This window comes from Sphingomonas sp., from assembly GCF_050725575.1.
GTDB lineage: Bacteria > Pseudomonadota > Alphaproteobacteria > Sphingomonadales > Sphingomonadaceae > Sphingomonas.
The window spans coordinates 1-25,381 of record NZ_JBOHHW010000014.1; the positions used below are offsets into that span (position 1 = coordinate 1).

The 25,381-nt window shown below is 61.7% G+C and carries 27 protein-coding genes, 1 tRNA gene and 1 pseudogene; 15 read left to right on the forward strand and 14 right to left on the reverse strand.

Annotated elements, in window-relative coordinates; all coding sequences use genetic code 11:
* Nucleotides 1–121 precede the first annotated feature (121 nt).
* Nucleotides 122–607: pseudogene (locus ACRECS_RS11590) on the forward strand (IS3 family transposase); the annotation flags it as partial.
* 27 nt (nt 608–634) lie between these two features.
* Here the strand turns inward: ACRECS_RS11590 and ACRECS_RS11595 are convergent.
* The 7 genes from ACRECS_RS11595 to ACRECS_RS11625 all read right to left on the reverse strand — a co-directional run bounded on the left by ACRECS_RS11595 (nt 635) and on the right by ACRECS_RS11625 (nt 4,840).
* A complete protein-coding gene (locus tag ACRECS_RS11595; RefSeq protein ID WP_431583123.1) occupies nt 635–1,063 on the reverse strand; it encodes a hypothetical protein in 429 nt (142 codons plus the stop codon).
* A 191-nt stretch (nt 1,064–1,254) separates the two neighbouring features.
* Complete coding sequence (locus ACRECS_RS11600) at nt 1,255–1,467, reverse strand: DUF6894 family protein (protein WP_431583124.1); 213 nt, start codon at nt 1,465–1,467, stop codon at nt 1,255–1,257.
* A gap of 181 nt (nt 1,468–1,648) precedes the next feature.
* Nucleotides 1,649–2,383, reverse strand: a complete 735-nt coding sequence (locus ACRECS_RS11605) for a Crp/Fnr family transcriptional regulator (protein ID WP_431583125.1) — start codon at nt 2,381–2,383, stop codon at nt 1,649–1,651.
* A gap of 142 nt (nt 2,384–2,525) precedes the next feature.
* Entirely contained in the window at nt 2,526–2,780 is a 255-nt protein-coding gene (locus ACRECS_RS11610; RefSeq protein ID WP_431583126.1) for a DUF6894 family protein, read from the reverse strand.
* 115 nt (nt 2,781–2,895) lie between these two features.
* A complete protein-coding gene (locus ACRECS_RS11615) occupies nt 2,896–3,183 on the reverse strand; it encodes a DUF6894 family protein (protein ID WP_431583127.1) in 288 nt (95 codons plus the stop codon).
* 838 nt (nt 3,184–4,021) lie between these two features.
* Nucleotides 4,022–4,543, reverse strand: a complete 522-nt coding sequence (locus ACRECS_RS11620) for a CinA family protein (protein ID WP_431583128.1) — start codon at nt 4,541–4,543, stop codon at nt 4,022–4,024.
* On the reverse strand, nt 4,544–4,840 hold the full coding sequence (locus tag ACRECS_RS11625) for a plasmid stabilization protein (protein WP_431583129.1): 297 nt from the start codon (nt 4,838–4,840) through the stop codon (nt 4,544–4,546). It lies immediately after the preceding gene.
* Between the two features lie 211 nt (nt 4,841–5,051).
* Between ACRECS_RS11625 and ACRECS_RS11630 the strand changes: the two genes are divergently transcribed.
* From ACRECS_RS11630 to ACRECS_RS11640, 3 genes are read left to right on the forward strand one after another with little or no spacing between them, the layout of a single operon-like run.
* Complete coding sequence (locus ACRECS_RS11630; protein WP_431583130.1) at nt 5,052–5,567, forward strand: ferritin-like domain-containing protein; 516 nt, start codon at nt 5,052–5,054, stop codon at nt 5,565–5,567.
* Nucleotides 5,568–5,627: 60 nt separating this feature from the next.
* Nucleotides 5,628–6,515, forward strand: a complete 888-nt coding sequence (locus tag ACRECS_RS11635; RefSeq protein WP_431583131.1) for an SDR family oxidoreductase — start codon at nt 5,628–5,630, stop codon at nt 6,513–6,515.
* Between the two features lie 39 nt (nt 6,516–6,554).
* Nucleotides 6,555–7,196, forward strand: coding sequence for a DUF1345 domain-containing protein (locus ACRECS_RS11640; RefSeq protein ID WP_431583233.1), 642 nt, complete (start codon nt 6,555–6,557; stop codon nt 7,194–7,196).
* A gap of 27 nt (nt 7,197–7,223) precedes the next feature.
* On the opposite strand, the gene ACRECS_RS11645 is transcribed toward ACRECS_RS11640, so the two are convergent.
* The 5 genes from ACRECS_RS11645 to ACRECS_RS11665 all read right to left on the reverse strand — a co-directional run bounded on the left by ACRECS_RS11645 (nt 7,224) and on the right by ACRECS_RS11665 (nt 12,186).
* Entirely contained in the window at nt 7,224–7,370 is a 147-nt protein-coding gene (locus ACRECS_RS11645; protein ID WP_431583132.1) for a lmo0937 family membrane protein, read from the reverse strand.
* A 155-nt stretch (nt 7,371–7,525) separates the two neighbouring features.
* Nucleotides 7,526–9,751 (reverse strand): hypothetical protein, encoded by a 2,226-nt coding sequence (locus tag ACRECS_RS11650; protein ID WP_431583133.1) that lies wholly within the window; start codon nt 9,749–9,751, stop codon nt 7,526–7,528.
* Nucleotides 9,752–9,867: 116 nt separating this feature from the next.
* Complete coding sequence (locus ACRECS_RS11655; RefSeq protein ID WP_431583134.1) at nt 9,868–10,380, reverse strand: hemerythrin domain-containing protein; 513 nt, start codon at nt 10,378–10,380, stop codon at nt 9,868–9,870.
* Nucleotides 10,381–10,573: 193 nt separating this feature from the next.
* On the reverse strand, nt 10,574–11,914 hold the full coding sequence (locus ACRECS_RS11660) for a tyrosine-type recombinase/integrase (RefSeq protein WP_431583135.1): 1,341 nt from the start codon (nt 11,912–11,914) through the stop codon (nt 10,574–10,576).
* Between the two features lie 182 nt (nt 11,915–12,096).
* Nucleotides 12,097–12,186, reverse strand: a tRNA-Ser gene (locus tag ACRECS_RS11665).
* 158 nt (nt 12,187–12,344) lie between these two features.
* On the opposite strand from ACRECS_RS11665, the gene hspQ reads away from it, so the two are divergent.
* Complete coding sequence (gene hspQ, locus ACRECS_RS11670; protein WP_431583136.1) at nt 12,345–12,725, forward strand: heat shock protein HspQ; 381 nt, start codon at nt 12,345–12,347, stop codon at nt 12,723–12,725.
* A gap of 78 nt (nt 12,726–12,803) precedes the next feature.
* On the opposite strand, the gene ACRECS_RS11675 is transcribed toward hspQ, so the two are convergent.
* Entirely contained in the window at nt 12,804–15,428 is a 2,625-nt protein-coding gene (locus ACRECS_RS11675) for a TonB-dependent receptor plug domain-containing protein (protein ID WP_431583137.1), read from the reverse strand.
* 240 nt (nt 15,429–15,668) lie between these two features.
* On the opposite strand from ACRECS_RS11675, the gene rplU reads away from it, so the two are divergent.
* The 3 genes from rplU (at nt 15,669) to ACRECS_RS11690 (ending at nt 17,042) form a co-directional block, all read left to right on the forward strand.
* On the forward strand, nt 15,669–16,046 hold the full coding sequence (rplU, locus tag ACRECS_RS11680) for a 50S ribosomal protein L21 (protein ID WP_431583138.1): 378 nt from the start codon (nt 15,669–15,671) through the stop codon (nt 16,044–16,046).
* 13 nt (nt 16,047–16,059) lie between these two features.
* Nucleotides 16,060–16,329, forward strand: a complete 270-nt coding sequence (gene rpmA, locus ACRECS_RS11685) for a 50S ribosomal protein L27 (protein WP_034156671.1) — start codon at nt 16,060–16,062, stop codon at nt 16,327–16,329.
* Between the two features lie 167 nt (nt 16,330–16,496).
* Nucleotides 16,497–17,042, forward strand: a complete 546-nt coding sequence (locus tag ACRECS_RS11690) for a GNAT family N-acetyltransferase (RefSeq protein WP_431583139.1) — start codon at nt 16,497–16,499, stop codon at nt 17,040–17,042.
* A gap of 7 nt (nt 17,043–17,049) precedes the next feature.
* On the opposite strand, the gene ACRECS_RS11695 is transcribed toward ACRECS_RS11690, so the two are convergent.
* Nucleotides 17,050–17,910 carry a metal-dependent hydrolase gene (locus ACRECS_RS11695; protein WP_431583140.1) on the reverse strand — a complete coding sequence of 287 codons (861 nt, stop codon included), beginning with the start codon at nt 17,908–17,910 and terminating at the stop codon, nt 17,050–17,052.
* Between the two features lie 67 nt (nt 17,911–17,977).
* Here ACRECS_RS11695 and ACRECS_RS11700 point away from each other — a divergent pair, with 67 nt between their 5' ends.
* The 7 genes from ACRECS_RS11700 (at nt 17,978) to ACRECS_RS11730 (ending at nt 25,359) form a co-directional block, all read left to right on the forward strand.
* Nucleotides 17,978–18,565: a TetR/AcrR family transcriptional regulator gene (locus ACRECS_RS11700; protein WP_431583141.1), complete on the forward strand. Its 588-nt coding sequence runs from the start codon at nt 17,978–17,980 to the stop codon at nt 18,563–18,565.
* 45 nt (nt 18,566–18,610) lie between these two features.
* Nucleotides 18,611–19,657 (forward strand): GTPase ObgE, encoded by a 1,047-nt coding sequence (gene obgE, locus ACRECS_RS11705; protein WP_431583142.1) that lies wholly within the window; start codon nt 18,611–18,613, stop codon nt 19,655–19,657.
* Between the two features lie 103 nt (nt 19,658–19,760).
* Complete coding sequence (gene proB, locus ACRECS_RS11710; protein WP_431583143.1) at nt 19,761–20,867, forward strand: glutamate 5-kinase; 1,107 nt, start codon at nt 19,761–19,763, stop codon at nt 20,865–20,867.
* On the forward strand, nt 20,864–21,769 hold the full coding sequence (locus ACRECS_RS11715; RefSeq protein ID WP_431583144.1) for an NAD-dependent epimerase/dehydratase family protein: 906 nt from the start codon (nt 20,864–20,866) through the stop codon (nt 21,767–21,769). Before proB ends, ACRECS_RS11715 begins: the two co-directional genes overlap by 4 nt.
* A gap of 79 nt (nt 21,770–21,848) precedes the next feature.
* Entirely contained in the window at nt 21,849–22,091 is a 243-nt protein-coding gene (locus tag ACRECS_RS11720; RefSeq protein ID WP_431583145.1) for an acyl carrier protein, read from the forward strand.
* A 4-nt stretch (nt 22,092–22,095) separates the two neighbouring features.
* Entirely contained in the window at nt 22,096–23,358 is a 1,263-nt protein-coding gene (gene spt, locus ACRECS_RS11725) for a serine palmitoyltransferase (protein WP_431583146.1), read from the forward strand.
* A gap of 51 nt (nt 23,359–23,409) precedes the next feature.
* The gene (locus tag ACRECS_RS11730) at nt 23,410–25,359 is read left to right on the forward strand and encodes an ATP-binding protein (RefSeq protein WP_431583147.1); all 1,950 of its coding nucleotides are present in this window, start codon (nt 23,410–23,412) and stop codon (nt 25,357–25,359) included.
* Nucleotides 25,360–25,381: the final 22 nt, after the last annotated feature.

Consider the following 25,381-nt stretch of genomic DNA (forward strand, 5'->3'; position numbering starts at 1 on the left):
TCAGGAGTGGAAACGGCCACCGCGTGAGTGGGCCGAGGCAAAGACCCAGTTCGCCGTGATCTTCGGCGAGCGGTTCGTCATCTGATGACGAGAACGGCCTCGCGCACAAAATATCGGACAGTCCCGGAAGTGGGTGGCGGACTTCACCTACATCTGGACGGCGGAAGGCTGGCTTTATGTCGCGGCCGTCATCGACCTGTTCTCCAGGCGCGTGGTCGGCTGGTCGATGAGCGACACGATGACCGCCCAGCTTGTGACCGATGCGCTGATGATGGCGATCTGGCGACGAGGAAAGCCGGATGCCCTGCTGCATCACTCGGATCAGGGCAGCCAGTATACCAGCGAGCAGTTCCAGCGGCTGATGGCCGATAACGGGGTCACACGCTCAATGAGCCGATCCGGCAACGTCTGGGATAACGCCGCGATGGAAAGCTTCTTCTCCTCGCTGAAGACCGAACGGATCGCTCGGAAAACCTATCGTACGCCTAACCAGGCAAGGGCAGAGGTGTTCGATTATATCGAGCGCTTCTACAACCCAACGCGCAGGCACTCGACCTTGGGGTATCTCAGCCCCATCGACTTCGAGAAGCAGGCTAATGTAGCCTAACCTCGTGTCCATGAGACCAGCAGCAGTTCAGTGCGGTTGAGTCAGGTTAAGCTCGAAGATCAACCCTTCGCCCCATCCGATCAATGCAAACCGGATGGCGAGTTCGCATAGAAGATGGGCAACGCGCGCGATGCCTGATCGACGTCCGATTGTCAGAATCGTCTCGGCCAGCACTGCTGCGTCTATCACGCAATCGCGCCAGAATGCGCGCGCGAGACGGGGATATATATCGGCGCGTTCCCGGATCGCGGCATGGGGAACACGCAGGATTGTCGCCGGGCTGAGCGCCGACAGCGCCGAGCTTGCCGTCGACGCGACGACCGAGTGGAGATCGACCATGTCTCCCGGAACATGAATCGCCGAGATCTGGCGCAGGCCTGTGGCGGACTGGCCGAACCGACCGACCAGGCCATCAACCACAAGGCACGCATGGTGTGTATGGTCGCCGAGCCGCACGAAATCTCGGTTTGCGCGAATGTCCTGGATATCGTGCGGCAGCGACAGGATCGCCGCACGGTCGGTATCGTCGAGCCGAGATCGAAGCTCGAGGCGGCGAATCCAGCGCGCCAAACCGTCAGTGTTCATGGCAGGCAACAACAGGCCGTGGACGTTCGAAAGGCATGATGATCACCGTGTTACGCGTGCATTCATTTCGACGCGTGCGACCAACTGGCCTTCACTATCCTGAATATGAATCTTGATTGACACGTCATCCCCCCTTTTTGCACGTCTTCGGAGAAGATATCGCCTACCGCACGCGCCGCTTCGAAGATCGCGCTGTCGGCGTCGACGAAATCCCGCCCGTCCTCGTCGGCGTCAAAACCCGCCCCATTATCGATGTGCAGAAAGAACACTGCCATTGCCGCCTCCATTACTGGGAATGGAAACGCCCTTCGTCTCTGCACGGTTGCGTTAATAACACTTGAAACAGATCGAGCATTAACCTGGTTTAACGCGATTATCCCCGATCAGTGGCGCGCGACGGCAAACGCGCACGTCAGGAAACCCGCGCTCGTGATGAGGAAGGTCCAGGTTAAGCGCTTAGTGATCGACGTCGGGCAGGTGCAAATATCCCGACGTGAAATCCGCGACACGCTGCAACCCGTGCCAGTCCGTCACCGTGACGGAGCGCTTGCTGCGCGCAATAAGCGCGGCAGCTTCCAGTGATTTGAGCGTGCGGTTGATATGGACGGCGGTCAATCCAAGGGCATCGCCCAGTTGTTCTTGCGTCATCGGCAAGTCAAATGCCTCTCGCGGTCCGATGCCCGCCGCTTCCTGGCGTATCGCCAGCTCGCACAGCATATGCGCCGTACGTGACCGTGCATCGCGCCGTCCCACATTCGCCACCCATTCGCGCATGATGGATGCTTCAAGCAGAGATTCGCGCCAGAGTGCCCGCGCAAGAGACGGATGTGCCAGAGAAACGGCCACCAGATCTTCGCGCGAAATGCACAGGACCTTTGTCATGGTCAGGGCCTGAATATTGTGATCGCTCTCGGTCAGAAGGATATTCTGCACATCGACAAAATCGCCTTCCAGGTGAATGGCGACGATCTGACGCCCGCCATTGCCAACAATCTTGTGACGATAGACAAAGCCCGAGCGCAGGAAGGAACAGTGTTTGGGGCGATCGCCTTCGCGCAGCAGATATTGGGAAGGCTCGTAGGTTCGCGTCACCAGCGACAAGGCGCGAAGCGCCATTTGCCCATCGTTCGACAAGGGCGCGCGACGGGCGATCTGGCGCTCCAGCCACTCTCGTTCCGCCGCATCGGCCATGGACTTCCTCCGGATGGCGGAAGAAGCGGGCTCACTCTGGCGGCGGGAGTGCGCTGTTCCGATGTCAATCCTTGTACCCTAACCTGCCGGGCTTCATCGGTCCCTGATTTGCGATGCCGCCTCGCTTCATAACATATGTTCGTTATGAAGAGGCTCTGCCTCTGATCAGGATCGCTTCATCAAATTGCACGATAAAGATCTGCGTTTTGGCTGGCCGACAAATTTGCAGCGCGCGCGTCAGATCGACAGTGCCGCTCTCCTTAATCTCCTCGGCGATTAATTCTCTGATGCTGCGAACGGCGTTATGCCGCGCAGACGCATCGTCTGCACACACAGCGCCGTCAGGATCGAGCACAAGCCCACTTCCCTCGAGAAGGTGATAAAAATACCGACGCATGCTCTCTCATCCATCAAGGCGGGAGCACAGATCCTCTCTCAGTCGGTGGAATGCCTGATCGACACCACCGATTTCAATTAACGAAACCTTCAATCTTATGTTCCGCCTAATAAAGCTAACTCAAGTTATTTTCACGTGTTTCGACGGTTATGGTAAAGAGCATCCGCTCATTTTCGTCGGTGACTTGCACTTCGAAGCGCTGACCATCCCAGACGAGACCCGGATTATGGCTCAAATAGCTTCCGGCGAAGACGACCGCCTGAACGCGCGCCGCTTCTATGCTGTCAAGCTCTGTACCCTCCTCGTCAGGCGAATATTCCTCATTGGCGAGGTTGAAATGAAACACTGGCATCGTCCATCTCCACTCATACCGGACCAATCGATTGACGGTAATTTCGCGCACCGGGTAATTCCTTGCTCCAGATTAAGCAGGCTCGATTATTTGGGCCGAGTTCGCAAGGTGGCCGCAGGATTGATAAAATCGCCCAGCACGATGGTTGCGGCGTGCCTCGACAAGGTACGCGCGGCATTGCGGACCTTCTCCCGCAGTGCGTCCCGATCGAACTCATCGTGGCTGGTCGGCAAGTTGCCAATAGCCGGTATTGCGATCGAGTCCGGCCTCGGCCCCCGCGCTTTCCTATGCATGAAGCGCATTGGCTCACGGCCGGATCGACAGGCCACGATTCCCCGCTTGCCGGCCTTACAGTAGATTTCGAACACCCCATCTCACAACGATCGGCTATCCCGTTTCCCCGACCGCGCGCCCGTTCAGGAACAGCTCACACCGTCGCCACGGGGTGATGGTCATTACTTGGATCGGGCGGTCTCAGACCCAGGAAAGCGAATGTGCATCGTCATCACCAGACGGATCACCTCAAGCGATGCGCTGAAATAGTGGAACGGACTGGCTGGTTTGAGTCGGCGCGGATGCCGGCACCTAACCCTCTCTTACAGCTGGTGTATTGCCTCTGACAGACCCATCTACTGCCTTCGATCGGAAGCAGACCTCAGCAGCGACAAGAGCTTCTGCTCATAGCGTCGTGCAAGATCGGTATGGATTCGATAGGAGGAGGGGCCCAAGGCTTTCTCAGCGAGTTCGCGTTCCTGGCGCGCGCGTCGCTCCCAATAGATTTGGTCGGTCTCATAAGACATGTTTCGTCCAGAACTCGGCACCTTGCCAGCCTCCAGCAACTCGCCAAATAGTTTATCGACCATGTTCATCGATCAAAACGCGAACACGCTTACGGCATGCAGGCGGAAACGATCGCCTGATGCAGCATTTGCAATGCGACGCGCAGCGTAGCGATGCGCACCGGCCCTCTGCCGATATCACCGAAGCGCTTTTCACAATGATATGTTCCAGCACCCCGCACGGCGCAAACGAAGTGGACCAGACCGGGTTCGTCTTTCGGCCCCGCCTCGCCAGCGAAGCCAGTAATCGCCAGCGCGATATCGCCTTCAGACTTTGCAAGCGCACCTTTAGCCATGGCTTCGGCAACCGGACGGCTGACGGCACCGGAACGGCGTATCTTCGCTACCGCCACGCCCAGCATCTCGCTTTTTGACCTGGCGCTATAAGTTACGAAACCACATTCGAAGGCATGACTTGCCCCCTCGACATCGGTGAGCAACGACGCGAGCAGCCCTCCGGTACAACTTTCCGCCGTTACCAGCGCAAGGTGCCGACGACACGCCATTCTCAGCACCTCGGCGGCAAGCGCATCGATATCCTCGGGAATGGCGGGCGACAGCGTCTCGGTCATTCAGGCATTACCGTTGCGTCGCCGTGTTTCCCATCCCTTCCTGGCGGCGGCGGATCGATCGCTACTCGATCTACCGGTGCCACTCATGCGCCCGCCCTTTCGCGAGGAGGCGTGGCTTTCTGCCTTGCCGCGCCCCGATCCCGATTTCTTGCCGCCACCGGACTCCTTGTTGACCGTTGCCCAAGCGCGCCGTTCGGCCTCAGGCTTAGAAACGCCGCGGTCTTCATATCCTTCCTCGATATGCTCCGCCTTGCGCTTCTGCTTGTCGGTATAGCTGCTCTTGTCACCTCTCGGCATGACCTCATCTCCTGCGGGTGTCGGCACGAACGAATGAGCAGTTCGGCGGTTCAACATGATAACCATTTCAGCTCTCGGATTTGATCCAGGTTAGCATGATTTCCGACAGCAGCCGGCAACCGGGCAGGAACCAAGTCGTTGGTAGCGCAGCCGATCGATCGATCCTCGAACGGTCCGCCACTGCGCCTTCATCTCATTTGGGAGACCCGACATGGGCTTGTTCAGCAAAGATATCGAAACCCTGAACGACTTGTTCGTCCATCAGCTTCAGGACGTCTATTATGCCGAAAAGCAGATCACCAAGGCACTGCCCAAGATGATCGAAAAAGCGACCGACCCGACGCTCAAGGCGGGTTTTCAGACGCATCTCGAAGAAACCGAAGGCCAGATCATGCGGCTTGAGCGAGTTTTCGAAATGCATGACGAGAGGCCAAAAGCGGTGGCTTGCCCGGCAATCGATGGAATCATCAAGGAGGCCAATGAAGTCGCCGGCGACATCGCCGACAAGGCAGTACTGGATGCTGCGTTGATCGCATCGGCACAGGCCGTCGAGCACTATGAGATCACGCGCTACGGTACCCTGATCGCTTGGGCGAAACAACTTGGTCGCAACGATTGCGCAGCGATCCTCAAGGAAACGCTCGACGAGGAAAAGGCGACTGACGAGAAGCTCACCAGCCTGGCAGAAACCACTTTGAACGCACGGGCAGAAAACGTGCCCGCCTGACTCGGTGGACGGGCGGCGGTGTCGCCGTCGCCCGCAATCCTCAATCGCGGGAGAAAGAAGATGTCTGCCACGCTGGTCGATCCGCAGGACAAATATCACAGTGACGGCTTCGTCGAACAGCCACAGGAATGGCCTGGACTGCAGCGAGAAATGAAGCCGGTACCTGACTGTGGCGAAGACAGCTATGTCGGAACCGGCCGGCTTGGCGGACGGCGTGCGTTGGTGACCGGCGGCGATTCCGGCATCGGTCGCGCGGCCGCGATCGCCTTCGCGCGTGAGGGCGCGAGAGTTGCGATCAACTACCATCCCCGTGAGCAAGCTGACGCCGACGATTTGAAAGAAGTGCTGGACCGCGAGGGACTCGAACTGTTGCAATTCCCCGGCGATCTTACCGATGAGGCATTTTGTCTGAAGGTCGTTGACGATGCCCGGGCGCAGCTGGGCGGCCTCGACCTGTTGGTGATCAACGCCGGTTATCAACAAGCGCAAAAATCGATCGAGGACATCAGCCACGAGCAATTCGACCGTACGATGAAAACCAATGTCTATGCGATGTTCTGGATGTCGAAGCGCGCAGCCGAGTCCATGCCGGCGGGCTCGGCAATCATCAACACCGCAAGCGTCAACAGCTTCAACCCGGTCGAGGAGCTGCTCGATTATGCCACAACCAAAGGCGCAATAGAGATTTTTACCAAGGGCCTCGCCAAGCAACTCGCGACCAAGGGCATCCGGGTCAATGCAGTCGCGCCAGGGCCGGTCTGGACGCCGTTGCAGATTTCGGGCGGCCAGCTCGAAGGCAAGATCGGTCAATTCGGTCAGGACACCCCAATCGGCCGGGCAGGACAGCCCGCCGAACTGGCCGGCCTCTATGTGACGCTTGCCGAACCGGGCAATAGCTTCACCACCGGCAGTGTGTTCGGTGCCAATGGGGGAACCGGGGTTGTCTGAGGGTTGCCTCGCCGCACATGTGGAATAGTTGAGATGGACATGTCGGAGGGCGGTATCGTCAGCAGAATCGCTCCGTGGCGATTCCTGACATTTCTCGCAGTGGCGATCGTGGCGGGCTCCTTCTGCTCTCCGCTGGGATGGCGCGATGCCATTATGCTCGGCTTTGACATCGGCGCTCTTGTTTTTATCGGATTATGTGTCCCGGTGTTCTCGCATGAAGCCGATGAAATGCGGCGAATGGCAAAGCAAAACGACGCCAACCGCGTGCTCCTGCTGGGGATGACCGCGATGGTGAGCGGCGTCATTCTGGTCACCATTACCAGCGTCCTGGTGCAACAAGGTGAACGCAATCCTCTGGAGGTCGCTCTCGTTCTGAGCACACTGTGCCTGTCCTGGCTGTTCAGCAACCTGACCTATGCTCTGCATTATGCCCATCTTTATTATCGTGCGGGTCAGCATGGACAGGACAGCGGCGGCATCGAAATGCCGCAAACCAATGAACCCGATTATTGGGATTTCCTGTATTTTTCCACGTGTCTGGGCATGACCTTCCAGACCTCAGATACGGACATCACATCCGCGCACATCCGCCGCACGGCACTCTTCCATTGCCTTGCAGCCTTCGTGTTCAATCTTGGCGTTATCGCATTCTCGATCAACGTGCTTGGCGGTGGCTCCTAGCTTTCGAAACGCTCTTCGAGCCAAGCCCTAAACCGTTCGGCGCCCGCTGATCAGGTTGAAAAGAACTACGACCACTGCAATGACCAGAAGAAGATGGATCAAACCGCCAGCGACATGAAAACCAAATCCAAGCGCCCAAAGAATCAGAAGAATGACCGCAAGAGTCCATAGCATCTTTTTCTCCCTATCGTTGCCTTCCAAAAGGCAGGATTTTCGCCGCTTTAGCAACGATTCGACAAAGCTACGGTTCCGTTTCAGGGGAAGTTTCAGTGGAAGCCGATCCTGTCCCATCTATTTTCGATTAATTGCGATTTCAAAGATCTGGTGCCTTAATCCGACGCTTTAAGCGTCAACGGTATATTGGCAGGGATCGAAGCCTCCCAGTTACCTTTCGATAAAGATACGAACGCAATCTCGGCTGAGCCGGAGATCGACAGCAGTGGCTTCTTTGGACGGTGCCTGTTTTTTGCGATGATGCGGAGCCGACAATTCATGCCTGCAACGCCGCTTGTTCGAAAATGCGCTTCTCCATCCTTCTCGTCGATTGCCGCGATGGGGTAATCGCAAAACAGGATGAAAGGACTGGCTTTGAGCTTGCGCCATGCGCCGCTGGCAAACGCGAAAGCGGCACCGGAACCGTATATTTCCTGACCCACCTGGCCAGCCGGATCCCCGGCGCCGTAAAGATCCTCCAGTGGCACGGCCAGCCGACGATCAATCTTTCCGTTGCGAGTCTCTTCCGACAGGATTTCCGGCGGCAGATGCGCTGGATAGAAACCCCAGGCGCGATCAAGGCCGTAGCGCCAATATTCTGCTGCGAGCAGTTGAACCGAATGCGGCAGGTCGTTTTGACCGGCGGTGAGATAGTGATGGAACGCCTCCCAGCTCTCGAAGCATTCGAAGATTGCCATATAGGGCCCGTCATGGAGACAGGTGGCCCCCATGAACGTGGTATAGTGCCGCGCCGCGCCGAGCTGGGACTCCCAGAATAAGGTATTGTGCAGGAAGCTCGCCAGGAACACAAAACTCTGCTCGAGGAAAAAGCGCCTTCCCGTCGCATGCCATAGGCGCAGACAGGCATTGGCACCGAACGCTGTAAGATTAGTCTGGTAGGTCAGATCGAAACGCAACTCCCGCGTCGCGTCAATCGCCTTTTCCGCCTCTCTCAGGAAGCGTTTGCGGCCGGTGAGTTCCCATGCGTCGAGCATCAGATGCGCGTAAATTCCGCCGACATCGGATTGTCCGGGATCGCCCTCCTTACGGTGTCTGACGTTGACCTTCAGCGTGCGCACATTGAACGTCACGGGCCAGCGATAGCGAAACCGGCGCGCAACCGTGATCGCGAAATCGATCCCCGCGAACAGCAGGCGTTCCGCTTCGGCATCACCGGCGCGCGCCAATTGTGCCAGATCGATGAGGGGATGGTACAGATACCAGCTGTCGACTTCGTCAGGATCCTTTTCATTATTGGCGTCGCGCGACTGGGCAACGACATTGGGCAAAAAGCGCCTGATTGCGCCGAGCTGCGGGTCGAAGAAGCGATCGACACCAGAAAGAAGCGTTTTCGCAAGCGGCCGGTAGCGCGGTTCGTCCTGGGCCAGGCGTGCCACCGGGCGCGCAACGGCAAGCTGCACCATCGAGTCAGGCACTTCGGCACCGACATAAGGTCTAAGATAGAGATGCCCATAATGCTCGACATGCGTGTTGCGCGATCGGCGCAAGCCGTGGGCGGTCTGGGCTGCGAGAGCGGGCCAATCGCGATAGGTCGTCGTCGGACGTGTGATATGGGGATAGATTCCGGCCAGCATATCAAGAAATGATATTGCCGACTGGCGAGGATCGTCGCCAAGCAGGCCACCAAAGGCAAGCAGCGCATCGGAGATCATCGTGTGCGTGCCGGCAGGCAATGGGTTGTCATCGGCCTGTTCGAACATCGGTCCGGTCGGAGGCTGATACCCCAATTGCGGCCAGCGTCCGCCGACCACGCTATCGGGACGTGTGCCGGTCGCCTCATAGTAGCCGTTCAACGCGGTAAGATTCTGGAAATAGAGCAACCCGCCCATTCCAGGTTCGTCTCGCGCAACCAGGACAATCGGCGCGTTCAGCCCGCGTTGCGCCGCTTCGACACGGCCGCGGGCCGAACAAGGATCATCATCCATGCCCAACGGGAAGAGGTCGCGCGGCCAGAAGCGCATCAGAATGTCCGCGCGAGGAACCAGAGACGTGGAGGCACGCAACAAAGGAGCATGCCGGTCGATGACCTCGATCCGCACCTCCTGCATTCCGATCGCACTCGCGCAGCTGAAGGTCAGCAAGTCCCGCCCGAGATGCTGCTCCTTGATCTGCAGCCCGCTGGCACAAAATGCCGTGCGCAGCGCATAGCCACCGATGCCTGGCCGACGTACGAACAGCCACAGCGAATCCCGTCCCAGCATCGCGTGCAACGTGGCTGTCGCAAGATCGACCTCAGCCAGCGAAACCATGTCCCTGCGCCCGATCTCAGCCTGGAGATCGAGCGCACCGACAGGAATTCCACAGCTCTTGCTTGCAGTCATCCCGGCATAGCCAGCGGGCCGAGAGCGGTTCGGGCTAGAACCCACAGCGCCGATAAATGGCAACCGGCGACTCCGGCGCGCTCCTTCATCACCTCGACCATTCTCGGCCCGCTTCGCTAGACCGTCGCTTCAACGAAGGTCGCGGTCTTGGGTCTCGGCAAACCATCCGCCTTATAGCGAGCGATCAGTTCATCCTTTCGTGCGCGAAGCTGCTCGCCGAGCGCATCCATATCGACACCGGCATGGCGCGCCTGGCTGAACATGCCCTCCATCCGCTTTTCTTCCTCCTCGACATGATGTTCGATTTGCTCGGACAACACTTTCACTTTCGCATCATAATATTCATCGCCAGGCCCGCCAGCTTCGATCTCGGCGATCAACACCTTGGCGCCATCATGCTCGACATACGCTTCCTTGATCAGGTCTTCCTCAACTCTGCCCTCGCAGGCTGGATAGAAAATCTCCTCCTCGATCTGGGCATGGACTGTCAGTTCCAGACAGATTTCCGAAGCGATCTTTTCTTTACGACTTTTTCCCGACGCGCTCTCGAACTGCGCGAACAGCTCTTCGACCTTGCGATGATCAGCCTTGAGAAGGGCGATCGCGTCCTGTTTTTCCGCTGCTTCCACAAAACCTCTCCCGATGATTGTTCTACCCGAACCGGAAGCATCGGGAATCGTTCCGCTAGAACCGGGCCGACATAATCTCGATCAATAAGAATTATTGCGGCCCAAAATCGGGCCGACGGGCCGTCGCTCACCACACGGCCCTCGGCTTATTGCTGAACCTCGCTGTACCGGGCAATAAGGTCCGAAAAGGTACCTATGCGGTCCGGCGCCGCATCGGGAACCGGAACTCGGCATCGACCGCGAGCGGATTGAACCGTCTCGAATGCGCCCCCAAAGGCTGCGCCGGCCGCTCGACCAGAACAAACGGCGCCGGCAGTCCATCGCACAGCAGGTCGGCCCAGACCTGCGCCAGCTCGCGCCGGCGCGGCATATAAGCCGCGCGGTTATAGGCACCCTCGACCTTCCCCTTGGGGACATGGGCGAGCATCAGGTCGATGATCGCGCGGTCGCCGTCCTTGCCGTTTCGCTCCACCCATTCGTTCATGATCGTCGAGAAGGCGGCACGGAACCCGTGGGGTACATGATGACCGTGATAGCCGGCGCGGTTGAGCAGATAGCCGAGCGCATTCTCGCTCATCGGCTGGTGGGGGTGGCGCGCGCTCGGGAACACCAAGGGCCCCTCCCCGGTCAGCGGCCACACCGCCTTGAGCACCGCGACGGCCTGCGGGGTCAGGGGAACCAGATGATCGCCGCCAATCTCTTCCTTGCGGTCGAGATCGCCTTTCATCCGCGCGGCCGGGATTCGCCAAAGCGGCTCGGCACCGTTCAAATCCTCGAACTCGTCCCACCGGGCGCCGCGCAGTTCGCTCGGGCGCACAGCGGTCAAGGCAAGAAAACGCAGCCCCAGCCGCGTGATGGCGCGCGCATTCTCTTCCTCGGCCGCCCTGATCATGTTCCGGAGCGGCCGAAGCTCGAGGATCGCCGGCTGGCGGCCGCGGCGCAGCGGCTTGAGCGCGGCATCGAGCCGTTCCGAAGGGTCGGTCGTCACGATGCCTTCGGCAATGGCGAAGCCGAACACCGCGGTAATGCGTTGCAGGACACGCTTCGCGGTCTCGATCGACCCTCGCGCTTCGATTTCGCGCAAGGCGGCGAGGATGAGCGGGGGCGTGAGATCGGCGATGGGAAGGCCACCGATCGCCGGAAACGCGTCGCGTTCGAGGCTGCGCATGACGTCGTTCGCGTGCCGCTTTGCCCATTGCGCACGAGCGTTCTCGTGCCATTTGCGCGCCACGACCTCGAAAGTCTGGCGGGCGGCTTCGATATTAGCCTCGATCTTCAGTTTCTTGGCGAGGCCAGGGTCGCGCCCCTCGCACAGCATGGTCCAGGCCTCGTCCCGCTTGGTCCGGGCGTCGCCGAGGGAGACGAGCGGCCAGGCGCCGAACGCCATGCTGCGCTGTTTGCCGTCATAGACGTAATTCCAGCGCCAGAGTTTCCCGCCCGCCGGCATGACGAGCAGGTACAGGCGGTTGCTGTCGGTGACCTTGTAGGGTTTGGTCCTGGGCTTGGCGTTGCGGGCCTTGGTATCGGTGAGCACGGTCGTCTCCTGAAATATACCACGTTTTTCGACCGCGCGTACCACGTTCAGATGCCCGGATTTCGCGAAACGGGCTTGGACGGGCACGAACGGCTGCGGCCGGACTGATCGGCTAAGTCTTGGTTTTCAGGAGAAAAAAGTCGATCCCGGTGGACGGGCAAGGCCCCCTGTGGAGGGGCCCGTGGCGGAGAGGGTGGGATTCGAACCCACGGTACCCGTGAGGGCACAACGGTTTTCGAGACCGTCCCAATCGACCACTCTGGCACCTCTCCGGGAGGGTATTTCATCCACATCCCCGCCCGTGAAAACGAGGATGCCGGCCGAATGAGCGCGCGCCTCTAACGCAATCATTCGGCGGGCACAAGCGCCTGCGGTCCCATTTGGAGCCGTATCTGCTTGTGCAGCGCAAAACAGTGACTAGATTGTAACCATGCCCCGTTCCCATATCCCCATGACGCCGGCCGACAGCAATGTCGCCATGCCGCCCGTCGCGCATGCCCGCTTCGCGATCGGCGATGTCGTGCGCCACCGCGTGTTCGATTTCCGCGGCGTCATCTTCGACGTCGACCCGATCTTCGCCAATAGCGAGGAATGGTATGAGGCGATCCCCGAAGACATCCGTCCGCGCAAGGACCAGCCCTTCTATCACCTGCTCGCCGAGAATATGGAGTCGAGCTATGTCGCCTATGTCAGCCAGCAGAACCTGATTCCCGACGAAAGCGACGAGCCGATCGACCATCCGGCGATCGCCGGGCTGTTCACCGACTATGCCGACGGGCGCTACACCTTGCGGCGCGAGCACCGGCACTGAGTTTCGCCGGTTTGCATCCTGCCCAGGCATAAAAAAGGGGAGCCTCGGCTCCCCTTTTTCTTTGATTTACATATGTGATCAGAACTTCACGCCGACCCGCGCATAGAGATACCGCCCGTTGAAGCCGAAGGGCGAGAAGCTCGAATAGGGAATGAAATAGTTGTTAATCTGCGCTGCGGTTCCGTTGGTCGGGTTCCGGGTGGGATAGATATCGAACAGATTGTTGGCGCCGATCGCGACTTCGAACTGACCCGGCGTAAGACGGATTTCGGCATCGGTGATCCACTTGGGTTGGAGAATGACGTCGTTCGCCACAACGGCGCCGGGCGAGAGCGTCTCGCCATAGCGGTTGGTGCGCACCGTCGCGCCGACAATACCCATCGACCAGTCCAGCCCCAGATTGATCTTGGTCCGGGGCTGCCCCTGTTCGAGGCGCAGCGTCTCCTGGCGGCCGAACAGCGTGAGGCCCGGGATGGGAGACAGGATTGAACGGCTGGTTATCTTCGTCGTGTTGTAGTTGTAACCCGCGGTCAGCGTAAATTTGCCCGCGCCAAAATCGGGTGCGCGATAGGTCGCCACCGCCTCAACGCCCTGAGTCCGGGTGTCGATGCCGTTGATGAAGAAACGCGCCGACGTGATGCTGGTAATGCCCGCGGCGGTCAGGACACTGACGACCGCCGCGCCCTGGAGGTTTTCGGTAAGCAGGATGCGGTCGTCGATCTTGATGTTGTAGTAATCAGCGGTGAGCGTGAAACCGTGACCGGGCGTGAATGTCACGCCGCCGCCGATATTAAGCGATTTTTCCGCTTTCAATGGTTGAGCGCCCAGCGCGCGGGCAACGGGATCGGCGACGGCAAAGGTGCCGATTTCGACCAGCGTGCCGTTGACGTTGTTGGTCGCGAACGACGAGAAGAATTGCTGTTGCAGCGATGGGGCGCGAAAGCCGGTCGAGATCGACCCGCGAATCGCGGCCCAGTCGACTGGCGCAAAGCGTGCCGCGAGCTTGCCGTTCGCCGTATCGCCAAAGTCGGAGAAATGTTCGTAGCGGCCGGCCGCCTGGACGCTGAACGCATCGCTCAAATCGGCATCCAGCTCGAGGTACCCCGCCACGCTGTGGCGCGACACATCGGCCGCATTGGCCGGCTTGAAGCCGGGAAAGCCCTGCGCGCCTGCGGGGGCCAGGAACGGCGGCGCCGAGAATGGCCCGGCCGCATAGCTCTGTAGCGAGCCGGGAATCACCCGATAATTCTCGTTTCGATATTCGCCGCCAAAGGCGAGGCTCAGCGATTTGATGCCGATATCGATGTCTCGCTGCAGATCCAGATTGACCGTCTGCTGCCCGAAGCGGGTGCCGCCCGCATAAATCGACCGCAAGCTGGCCGGCCCGAACGACGTGTTGTACGTGTCCTGGATCGTGAAATCGAACGCGTTATGACCATAGACATAGGAAAGGTCATAGTGGAATCCGCCAGTGTCGCCGCGCACGCCGACCGCCGCGGAATAATCTTCGACCTCGCTGGTGATCAAAGGGAGGAAACCGTCCGCATCGAACGGCACGCAAGCGCCGCTCGCCCAGTTACAGTTGCGGACGTCGGAAATCGTCGCCGGAAAAAACTGATCGGCGCCCGCCGCGCGGCGATAGAACGCACCACTCTCGCCATCACGAATGCCGTAGTTGCCGAAGATATAGAGTTCCGCATCCGGGGTCAGATCGACGCCGCCATTGACGAAGAAGTTCATGTCCTTGGTCGCCGCATCGCCATAGCGATGGTTGCGCCGATTAAAGGTCAGCTCTCGCGGATCGGGATCAAATGTACGATCTTGCGGATCGACGAAACCAACGATCGGGAAATTACGTCGCGGATCGAAGCCTGAGCGATTCGTCCCGTCACTATCGCGATATTCGCCAGTGAAATTCAGATAACCCGATTCGCCGACCGGCAAGCCGATATTGGCAGCGAAGGTGATGGTTTCGCCATCGCGGACTTTCAAATCCTTGCCGGTTTCGTTGAGCACCAATGTGCCATCGCTGGCCCGGATCACCGGTCGGCCGCCGGGGCCAGTCTGGACGCCTGTGACATCCGACACGCCACTCAAAGACGTGACATATTTTCCGTAGGTCATTTGCGCGCGCCCGCCAGGACGCTTCTTCAGCTGAATATTGATCACGCCGGCGATGGCGTCCGAGCCATATTGCGAAGCGGCGCCGTCGCGCAGCACGTCAATCCGATCGATCGCGAGTGCGGGAATCGTATTGAGATCGACCGCAGCCGAACCGCGGCCAACGGATCCGTTGAGATTCAGGAGCGCGGTGGTGTGGCGGCGCTTGCCGTTGACGAGGACCAGTGTCTGATCGGGCGACAAGCCACGCAGAGTGGCCGGGCGCACGACATCCGTGCCGTCGGTAATCGAAGGCTGAGGGAAGTTGAACGACGGGACGAGCTGATTGAGCAGCTTGTTGGTCTCGGTATAGCCCGACTGGACAAGCGCATCACCGGCGATCACGTCGATCGGCACCGCGCTCTGCGCGACGGTGCGGTCGCGAGCCCGAGTCCCAATGACGACGATCGGATCTTCATTATTATCCGGCACCACCTGGGCGGCGTCATCGACCGCGGCAGGCGCAGTCTGCGCATGGACGGGAAAGGCCAGCGCCAACGTGGAAGCCGACATCGACAGCAAGGCTATCATCGAACGACGCATCTGATTTCCCCCGATAAAACCGGACATAAGGTCCGGATCGGGAGTTTATGCGGTCATTTTCATGTCACAATGCGAAAACTGATCCAAAGACAATGAACTGGACGAGTGTTGCCGTGCGGCCACAGCCGAAAATGGGCGCTTCACGGTTGACAGGAGCGCCCTCCTCGCCTAGCTGGCCACTCTTTCCCGCGTCGGGCTTGCTCGACGTGGGTCATTATCGTTTTGAAAGTGATGTAGGCCATGTTCGCAGTCGTGCGCACGGGCGGCAAGCAGTATCGCGTCGCCGCCGGAGACAAAATCGTCGTCGAGAAGCTCGACGGTGAAGCAGGTTCGTCGATTTCGTTCAGCGACATTCTGCTCGCCGGCGAAGGCAGCGAGCTGAAGTCGGTCGAGGGGCTGACCGTCTCCGCCGAGATCATCGCGCAGGCGAAGGCCGACAAGGTCATCGTCTTCAAGAAGAAGCGCCGGCACAATTATCGCCGCAAGAACGGCCATCGCCAGCAGCACACGATCCTGAAGATCACCGCCATCGGCGCAGCCGAGAAGAAGGCGAAGGCAAAGAAGGCCGATGCGGCCCCCGAGACGGCTGGTGCGGAAGCGCCGGCAGCTCAGGCGTAAGGAGTAATTCGAGATGGCACATAAGAAAGCAGGCGGTTCATCGCGCAACGGTCGTGATTCGGCCGGCCGTCGTCTTGGCGTGAAGAAGTTCGGTGGCGAAGCAGTCGTCCCGGGCAATATTCTCGTGCGTCAGCGCGGCACCAAGTTTTACCCGGGCACCAATGTCGGCATGGGCAAGGACCATACCCTGTTCGCGCTGACCGGCGGCCGAGTGACCTTCAAGGAAGGCAAGCTCGGACGTAAATTCTGCTCGGTAGAGATTATGGCGGCCGCGGCCGAATAAACGGGCAACCGATCGGGTTGCCCAGCAGGGCGACCCGGGTTTCCGACAGGAAACCTTGAAAAGGGAGACGGGTCGCCCCGCCTCCCTTTTTTCATGCTCCCTCCCCAACCATTGTCGCTGGCACGTCATGCAGACGTGGCAGCGGCGGCGAGACGAGGAGAGTATCGATGTTCGCTCGGACCAAGAGATTGACGCTGCGGCCCGGCTGGCCGGAAGAAGCCCCCGAACTGGCTCAGGCCATTGCCCATGAAAGCGTGGCGATGAAGCTCGCCCGCGTGCCGTGGCCCTATCGCCAGGACGATGCCGCCGACTGGCTGGCACGGCCGCGCACCGCGACCGCCACGGATTTCGTGATCGTCAGTCATGAGCATGACCACCGCATCGTCGGCGCCATCGGCCTGCGCGAGGAAGAGAGCGGGCTGTCCAACCTTGGTTACTGGCTGACCCCGGACGCCTGGGGCCGCGGCTACGCGACCGAGGCCGGCCGTGCCGTGCTGCACATGGCGCGGCATGCGCTGGGGCTGAAGCGGCTGAGTTCTGGCCATTTCGTCGACAACCCGGCATCGGGCCGGGTGCTGCGCAAGCTCGGCTTCCGCGAGACCGGCCGGGAGCTGCTGTTCTGCCTCGCGCGCGGCCGCGAAGTGGCGAGCGTCAGGCTGGAGCGCGACCTGGACGAAGACGACCGAGGTGCGGACATGTGCCTGGCGGCCTGATCATCGATCAGGCCGTCACGGCCTCGCGCGGCAAGATGGCGGCGGCATAATCGCTTTCGGCGAGCGCGATCAGCTTGCGGTCGTCGTGATTCCATGGATGGAAGCCGGGCACGAAAAAGGACAGCCAGGCGCCGAGGATCTTGCGCGCCATGCCGGGGCGACCCAGCGCATACCAGATGGTGCCGCGATGCGCGCGCCAGCCGGTAATGCCGTCCTGGCGCAGCAGCTCGATCATCCCACGATAGCGACCTTCGAAGAATTTGATGGTGGCGCCGAGCATGACCAGCGTCTTGGTGATCCAGCGCCCGAGGCGCGACCAGTCCCTGGTGGCGTGGAGCCAGGTGTCATAGGCGACGCCCTTATGCTCGATCTCCTCCGCCGCATGCCAGCGCCACAGGGCGGCGGCCTGCTCGTCGCCGCCGGCCAGATGGCGCGGGTCGGCGATCAGTTCGTGCGCCAGCATCGCGGTAAAATGTTCCAGCGCCATCGTCGCGGCGAGGCTGGCGATCGGCGGACGTTTCTTGGTCAGCGCCAGCGCCTCGTCGATATGCCGTTCGAGCTTCGACACGTCATATCCCTGATCGGTCACGTGCCGATTGAACGCGACATGCTCGCGGGTATGGATCACTTCCTGTTTGATAAAGGCCTGAATCTCTGCGGCAAGACGCGGTGACGCGCCGTCGCGAAAATTGCGCACGCTATCGACGAAGAACCCCTCCCCTTTGGGAAAGGTCACTGACAAGGCATTGTAAAAGGCCGTCGCGAACGGGTCGTTGTTGAGCCACCAACGCTTGATCGTCCGGCCGCGACCGAAGCGCAGATCGCGCGGCGTGATCGTCAGATCGGCGGGAGTTGTTGCTTTCGCCACGAAAACCTCCAAACAGGAATGTCGACGGTTCAACTTACATCATTGTCAATAAGGCATATCTACACTCGTGTCAATAACTCGCAGACGCCTCAGCCCGGAAGAATCTCGTGATGCCGCGATCGAAGCGGCGCGTGCGCTGCTCGTCGAGGCCGGCCCGCAGGCGGTCACGCTCAAGGCGGTAGCGGCACGGATCGGCCGGACGCACGCCAATCTGCTGCATCATTTCGGATCGGCCGCCGACCTGCAAAAGGCATTGATCGCGCATCTCGCGGGCACGATCACCGCCCAGATCGGGGAGGCCGCAAAGCGCGCCCGCGCCAGCGACCAGAATCCGCGCGAAGTCGTCGACATGACCTTCGATGCCTTTGCGCGCGGCGCCGGCGCGATGGCGAGCTGGATGATCCTGACCGGCAACGAAGATGCGCTCGACCCGATTCTCGAGGCGATCCACCGGCTGGTCGATGATCTGGCCGAGGATCATGTCCATCCCGGCCCGTCGATCCATGAAGAGACGCTGCAGCTGGTGCTCACCGCACTTGGCGACGCGCTGCTCGGCGGACCGATGGCGAAGGCGCTGGGGCTGCCCCGGACGGCGGCGCGCGAGTTGGCGGTGAAGGCGTTGATCGCCTCACACACCGGCATTCCCGCCGTCTGATCTCGCCACGCTGGCGAATGCGCGCCTTTCAAGCTAAGGGGCGGCATGCATTTTCTCGACCAAGCAAAGATCTTCGTCCGATCGGGCGCGGGCGGCGCCGGCGCCGTTGCGTTCCGACGCGAAAAGTTCATCGAATATGGCGGCCCCAATGGCGGTAACGGCGGCAAGGGCGGCGACATCGTGTTCGAAGCGGTCGCTGGCCTGAACACGCTGATCGATTTCCGCTACACCCAGCATTTCCGCGCCCCGCGCGGGGCGGGCGGATCGGGCCAGAACATGACCGGCGCCGGCGGCGACGATATCATCATCCGCGTGCCGGTCGGTACTCAGGTCCTGTCCGAGGACAAGGAACAGGTGCTGGCCGATTTCACTGCGCCCGGCGAACGCGTCGTGTTCCTGCGCGGCGGTGACGGCGGGCGCGGCAATGCCAGCTACAAGACATCGACCAACCGCACCCCGCGCCAGCACGGCACCGGCTGGCCGGGCGATGAAATGTGGGTCTGGCTGCGGCTGAAACTGCTCGCCGATGCCGGCCTGGTCGGCATGCCGAATGCCGGCAAATCGACCTTCATCAACGCCGTCACCAATGCCCAGGCCAAGGTCGCCGCCTATGCCTTCACCACCACGCGCCCGCAGCTGGGCGTGGTGCGTCACAAGCAAAGCGAGTTCGTCGTCGCCGACATCCCCGGCCTGATCGAGGGCGCAGCGGATGGCGCCGGGATCGGCGACCGTTTTCTGGGGCATATCGAACGCTGCCAGGTGCTGCTGCATCTGGTCGATGCGAACGACAAGGACGTGGCGGAAAGCTATCGCATCGTCCGCGACGAGCTCGAAGCCTATGGCGGCGGGCTGATCGACAAGCCGGTGGTGGTCGCGCTCAACAAGATCGATACGCTCGACGACGAGCTGATCGCCGCGCTGTCGGCGGAACTCGAAGAAGCAAGCGGCGCGGAGGTGATCCCGATCTCGGGCGCTGCCGGAACCGGCCTGGACTGGGTGCTCGACCGGCTGCTGGAAGTGATCGGACCGGGCCCGGGCAAGGTTGGCGAGGACGATGAAGGCGAAGATGCGATCGAATGGTCGCCATTGTGACGATGCCGGCGCACTAGCTGTCGACGCGCCGGTGCCTGATGCCAGGGCGCAGATGACGAAGTTGCGCATTGGCGCGGACGTGGCGGCACGCTAACGCACGCCAATGTCGCTCTTCCCGCCTTCTTCCTGCCCAAGGCTGACCGTCAAGATCGGATCGGCGCTGCTGGTCGATCCCGATGGCGGCGTACGACGAGACTGGCTGGCGGGGATTGCCGCCGATATCGCCGCCCGCGTTGCCGCCGGACAGCAGATCGCGGTGGTATCGTCGGGGGCCATTGCGCTTGGCGCGCGACGGTTGAAACTGGCCAAGGGCGGCCGCGCGAGCCTTGAGGACGCACAAGCCGCCGCCGCTGTGGGACAGATTGCGCTCAGCCAGGTCTGGGCCGAGATGCTCGGCGCCGAGGGGCTGACGGCGGCGCAGATGCTGGTGACATTGGATGATCTCGAGGATCGCCGCCGCTACCTCAATGCCGCCGCCACGCTCGACCGGCTGCTGGGCCTGAAGGTCGTGCCGATCCTCAACGAAAATGACAGCGTCGCGACCGAGGAAATCCGCTTCGGCGACAACGACCGTCTCGCCGCACGGGTCGCCCAGGCGGCCGGAGCACAAGGTGTGGTGCTGCTGTCGGATATCGACGGGTTGTACGACCGCAATCCCGCCCTCCCCGGCGCTGTACACATCGCGCGCGTCGAACGCATCGATGCGGCGATCGAGGCGATGGCCGATCGTGGCTCGGCCTCGGGCATGGGGTCCGGCGGCATGGTCTCCAAGATCGCCGCCGCGCGCATCGCCAATGCGGCGGGCGCGCATCTCGCCATCGCAAACGGGCGAGCTGATCGGCCTTTGTCGAGTGACGCGCGGCACACCTTGTTCGTCGCCGAAAAGAGCGCTCCGGCGCGCAAGGCCTGGCTTGCAGGCGGACTGACCGCCAAGGGCATGATCCATATCGATGCGGGTGCGGCCAGGGCATTGACCGACGGCAAGAGCTTGCTTGCGGCTGGCGCTACGCGGGTCGAAGGCAGTTTCGCGCGCGGCGACCTGATCGCCATTTCCGGTCCCGACGGCGCGCCGTTCGCACGCGGCCTGAGCGAATATGACGCCGCGGATGCCGTTCGTATCACCGGCAAGCGCAGTGACGAACTCGGCGCGATCCTCGGCTATGCACCGCGTGCCGCGCTGGTCCATCGCAACCATATGGCGCTGCTGTGAGCGTCATCGCGATCACCGGCGGCACCGGCTTTGTCGGCGGCACGCTGATCGACCTCGCGCTCGCCGCCGGACATCAGGTGCGCGCGCTCGCCCGCCGCGACCAGCCGGCGCGGGACGGCCTGACCTGGATCGCCGGATCACTCGAGGATACCGACGCGCTGGCCGCCCTCGCGGCTGGCGCGGATGCCGTCGTCCATGTCGCTGGCGTGGTGAACGCGGCCACGCCGGACGACTTCGCCCGCGGCAATGTCGAGGGAACCGCGAACATGCTTGCCGCGGCAAGCTCACTCGGCGTCCGGCGCTTCGTGCATGTCTCCTCGCTCTCGGCGCGCGAACCGCAATTGTCCGTCTACGGCCATTCCAAGGAACGGGCCGAGGCGGCAGTTCTGGAATCGGATCTCGACTGGACGATCGTTCGCCCGCCTGCCGTCTACGGCCCCGGCGACATGGACATGCGCGACATGTTCCGCATGGCGAAGCGTGGCATCGCGCTGCTGCCGCCGCCGGGCAAGATATCGCTGATCGAGGTCAGCGACCTCGCCCGGTTGCTGCTCGCCCTGGTGTCGCACGATCCCGGCCGGATCATTCTCGAAGCCGATGATGGCGCCGAGGACGGCTGGACGCATGACGCCTTCGCACGGGCGATCGGTGCGGCGGTCGGGCAGCGCGTCCTGTCGCTGGCGCTACCCAAAGCATTGCTGTCGCTGGCGGCGCGGAGCGACCGGCTGTTTCGCGGCGACAAGGCCAGGCTGACGCTGGACCGGGTCGGCTATCTCAGCCATCCCGACTGGCGAATCGACCCTGCGCGGCGGCCGTCGCCCGACCTGTGGCAGCCGCAAATCCCCACGCCGCGGGGCCTTGCCGCGACCGCGGCATGGTATCGCGCCAACTCACTGCTATAACTCCGCCGGAAAGGCGCCGCATTTGCTTGTCACGGATAGCGCCGACCCATCACGCCCAATACGTCATGTAAGGAACATCATGAGCGACCGCAGCCAGATTTTCGACACCGTCGTCGCCCAGATCGAGCCGTTCAACAAGAAGGGCGTGGCGCTGTCGGACGCCACCACGTTCCAGGGCGATCTCGAATGGGACAGCCTGACCGTGATGGATTTCGTCGCGGCGATCGAGGATGAGTTCGAGATCATCATCACGATGAACATGCAGGCCGAGATCGAGACCGTCGGCCAGCTGGTCGATGCGGTTGCGAAGCTGAAAGCCTGATCCGATGACCGATGCCGGCCTGACCCCCGAGGCGCTGCCCGCCGAGCCGCCCGCAATCGCACCGGAACGCGACCTGATGTCGAAGTTCGACGGTCTGATCGCCGAGCGCCAGGCGCTGATCGACACCGGCGTCACCGATCCGTTCGCGATCGTGATGGAACAGGTGAAATCGCCGACCGAAGCCGTCATCAACGGCCGGGACACGATCCTGCTCGGCACCTATAATTATATGGGCATGACCTTCGACCCCGACGTGATCCAGGCGGGCAAGGATGCGCTCGACCAGTTCGGGTCGGGCACCAACGGGTCGCGCATGCTCAACGGCACGTTCCGCGACCATATGGATGTCGAGGAAGCGCTGCGCGAATTCTACGGCGTGAGCGGCGCGATCGTTTTTTCGACCGGCTATATGGCCAATCTCGGCATGATCTCGACGCTCGCCGGCAAGGGCGAATATGTCATCCTCGACGCCGACAGCCATGCATCGATCTATGACGGCTGCCAGCAGGGCAATGCCGAAATCGTCCGCTTCCGCCACAACAGCGTCGAGGATCTCGACAAGCGGCTCGGTCGCCTGCCCAAGGAGCCGGGCAAGCTGGTCGTGCTCGAAGGCGTCTATTCGATGCTCGGTGACATCGCGCCGCTGAAGGAAATGGTCGCGGTCGCCAAGAAGCACGGCGCAATGGTGCTGTCCGACGAAGCGCATTCGATGGGCTTTTACGGCCCCAATGGCCGCGGCGTGTATGAGGAACAGGGCTGCGAGGGCGATGTCGATTTCATCGTCGGCACCTTCTCCAAATCGGTCGGCACGGTCGGCGGCTTCTGCGTTTCCAATCACCCGAAGTTCGAGGCGATCCGCCTCGCCTGCCGCCCCTATATCTTCACTGCATCGCTGCCGCCGTCGGTCGTCGCCACCGCTGCCGCGTCGATCCGCAAGCTGCGATATGCCCATAACAAGCGCCAGCATCTCTGGGAAAATGCTCGTAAATTGCACGGCGGCCTGACCGCGATGGGTTTCAAGCTCGGGACCGAAAAACCCGACAGCGCAATCATCGCTGTCATCCTGGAGGATCAGGAACAGGCGGTGACGATGTGGCAGGCGCTGCTCCATGGCGGCCTGTACGTCAACATGGCGCGCCCGCCGGCGACCCCCGCCGGCACCTATCTGCTGCGCTGCTCGCTCTGTGCCGAACATACGACCGCACAGATCGACGCGATCCTCGACATGTTCAGGGCGGCCGGCCAGGCCGTGGGCGTGATCCGTTAGGAAATAACGGCGGCTTCCCACGACTCGCGTGAAAGTGTAGATTTGCACCTAATGAGTGGGATCGAGGGCGAGAACGAGGTTTCGGCGAGACCGCCGACACCCTGGCGCACCATCATGCTGGTCGTGGTGGCGCTGCTGGGTGCGGCCGTGCTTGTCGCGCTGATCGTCACCCTTGGCGAGGCGAACCGCCAGCGCGACCGGGCGATCCGCGCCCAGTCGCACAGCTATGAAGTGATGATCCTCGCGCGCACTCTGTCGGGGACGATCGCGCGGTCCGAGGCCTCGCTCGGCCGTTATGTGATCAGCGCCGACAAGTCGCTCGGGCGGCTTTATTTCGACGAATGGCAATTGGCGGGGCAGCAAATCACCCGGCTCGACCAGGTGACCAACGACAACCCCCCGCAACAGGCGCGAATCGATGCGTTGCGCCGCGCCTATAATGCGCGCGGCGCCGAATTGTCACTCACCGCGCTGAGCACCAATTACGGCCAGAATAATCAGGCGCTCGCGCGCTATTATCAGGCGCGCAAGGCGATCTCGCTGACCGAGATCAACCAGCAGCTCGACGGGATCATCGCCCAGGAGCGCCGGCTGCTCGATCGCCGCACGGGTGCGGCGATGCGTTCGGTCGATCAATCGAACGGCGTTGCCAAGGTGCTGGTGGTGTTCGGCATCATGATCGTGCTTGGCGCGATTGCGCTTGGCTGGCTGACCGTCGAGGCGCTTGGCCAGCGCGCCAGCGCCCGGGCCGAGGCCGAGGCCGAGCGCGAACGTGCACATGAACTTGAAGAGGCAGTGAACCAGGCGACCGCTGAACTCCGTCAACAGGAAGGCAAGCTCCGCCAGGTCCAGAAGATGGAAGCGGTCGGCCAGTTGACCGGCGGCATCGCGCATGATTTCAACAACATGCTGGCTGTTGTTCTGGGCGGCCTTGAACTCGCCAAGCGGCAATTGCACAAAGATCCCAGCCCGGCGGCGCTGCGTCATATCGAAAGCGCGATGGAGGGCGCGAACCGCGCCGCCGCGCTGACCCGGCAATTGCTCGCCTTTTCGCGCGAGGAATCGCTTCGCCTCGAGCCGATCGCGGCGGGCGAACTGATCACTGGCATGTCCGACCTGCTCGACCGCACGCTGGGCGACGCGATCACCGTGGCCGCGCGCGATATCGGCCGGGGCTGGCTGACGCGCGCCGATCGCCATCAGCTCGAGAACGTCATCCTCAATCTCGCGGTCAATGCGCGCGACGCGATGGAGGGCCGCGGCACGCTGACCATCGTCACGTCCGGCACGGCGCTGACCGAACACGCCGTCGGACGCTGCCCGGCGGGCGAATATGTCACGATCGCGGTGTCCGACACCGGCTGTGGCATGACGCCCGAAGTGATGGAGCGCGTATTCGAGCCCTTCTTCACCACCAAGCCGGTCGGCAAGGGCACCGGCCTGGGCCTGAGCCAGATCTTCGCCTTCGTGCGTCAGGCGGAGGGAGAAATCGGCCTGCAGTCCGAGCCCGGCAAGGGCACCACCGTGACGCTGTACCTGCCGCGCGATGCGGCCGCAGCCGTGGCGAAAGCGGAGCAAATCGCGACAGCGCCCGAGCCCACCGAGCGTCACACGCTCGATATTCTGGTGGTCGAAGACGATGAACGCGTACTCGCCGCGACGATGGGCGCGCTGGAGGAGCTCGGTCACCGCGCGATCGCCTGTGGCGACCCGCTGGCGGCGCCGGCGCTGTTGCAAAGCACCGGCCATATCGACCTGATCATGTCGGACGTGCTGATGCCCGGCCAGACCGGACCCGAGATGATCGCCGCACTCGCCCCGGATTACCGCCATGTCGCGGTGCTGTTCGTGACCGGCTTTGCCGGCGAGGCGAGCGAGGCGGAGTTTGGCGGCCATCATGTGCTGCGCAAGCCCTTTACCATGGCGGCACTCGAACGCGGCATCGTGGCGGCAATGGCGGTCGAGCGCCCGACCGCGCCGCACAGTATTGCCGCCGAATGATTTTCCGGTGACGTAGCGTCGC

What these genes read in the sequence shown, in the direction of transcription:
- spt (WP_431583146.1), top strand. Translation starts at nt 22,096, where the DNA reads ATGACCGATGCCGGCCTGACCCCCGAGGCGCTGCCCGCCGAGCCGCCC.
- ACRECS_RS11645 (WP_431583132.1), bottom strand. Translation starts at nt 7,370, where the DNA reads ATGCTATGGACTCTTGCGGTCATTCTTCTGATTCTTTGGGCGCTTGGA.
- ACRECS_RS11720 (WP_431583145.1), top strand. Translation starts at nt 21,849, where the DNA reads ATGAGCGACCGCAGCCAGATTTTCGACACCGTCGTCGCCCAGATCGAG.
- ACRECS_RS11625 (WP_431583129.1), bottom strand. Translation starts at nt 4,840, where the DNA reads ATGCCGAGAGGTGACAAGAGCAGCTATACCGACAAGCAGAAGCGCAAG.
- ACRECS_RS11620 (WP_431583128.1), bottom strand. Translation starts at nt 4,543, where the DNA reads ATGACCGAGACGCTGTCGCCCGCCATTCCCGAGGATATCGATGCGCTT.
- ACRECS_RS11650 (WP_431583133.1), bottom strand. Translation starts at nt 9,751, where the DNA reads ATGACTGCAAGCAAGAGCTGTGGAATTCCTGTCGGTGCGCTCGATCTC.
- ACRECS_RS11635 (WP_431583131.1), top strand. Translation starts at nt 5,628, where the DNA reads ATGTCTGCCACGCTGGTCGATCCGCAGGACAAATATCACAGTGACGGC.
- rpmA (WP_034156671.1), top strand. Translation starts at nt 16,060, where the DNA reads ATGGCACATAAGAAAGCAGGCGGTTCATCGCGCAACGGTCGTGATTCG.
- ACRECS_RS11605 (WP_431583125.1), bottom strand. Translation starts at nt 2,383, where the DNA reads ATGGCCGATGCGGCGGAACGAGAGTGGCTGGAGCGCCAGATCGCCCGT.
- ACRECS_RS11640 (WP_431583233.1), top strand. Translation starts at nt 6,555, where the DNA reads ATGTCGGAGGGCGGTATCGTCAGCAGAATCGCTCCGTGGCGATTCCTG.
- ACRECS_RS11730 (WP_431583147.1), top strand. Translation starts at nt 23,410, where the DNA reads ATGAGTGGGATCGAGGGCGAGAACGAGGTTTCGGCGAGACCGCCGACA.
- hspQ (WP_431583136.1), top strand. Translation starts at nt 12,345, where the DNA reads ATGCCCCGTTCCCATATCCCCATGACGCCGGCCGACAGCAATGTCGCC.
- ACRECS_RS11630 (WP_431583130.1), top strand. Translation starts at nt 5,052, where the DNA reads ATGGGCTTGTTCAGCAAAGATATCGAAACCCTGAACGACTTGTTCGTC.
- ACRECS_RS11690 (WP_431583139.1), top strand. Translation starts at nt 16,497, where the DNA reads ATGTTCGCTCGGACCAAGAGATTGACGCTGCGGCCCGGCTGGCCGGAA.
- ACRECS_RS11600 (WP_431583124.1), bottom strand. Translation starts at nt 1,467, where the DNA reads ATGGCAGTGTTCTTTCTGCACATCGATAATGGGGCGGGTTTTGACGCC.
- rplU (WP_431583138.1), top strand. Translation starts at nt 15,669, where the DNA reads ATGTTCGCAGTCGTGCGCACGGGCGGCAAGCAGTATCGCGTCGCCGCC.
- proB (WP_431583143.1), top strand. Translation starts at nt 19,761, where the DNA reads ATGTCGCTCTTCCCGCCTTCTTCCTGCCCAAGGCTGACCGTCAAGATC.
- ACRECS_RS11610 (WP_431583126.1), bottom strand. Translation starts at nt 2,780, where the DNA reads ATGCGTCGGTATTTTTATCACCTTCTCGAGGGAAGTGGGCTTGTGCTC.
- obgE (WP_431583142.1), top strand. Translation starts at nt 18,611, where the DNA reads ATGCATTTTCTCGACCAAGCAAAGATCTTCGTCCGATCGGGCGCGGGC.
- ACRECS_RS11675 (WP_431583137.1), bottom strand. Translation starts at nt 15,428, where the DNA reads ATGCGTCGTTCGATGATAGCCTTGCTGTCGATGTCGGCTTCCACGTTG.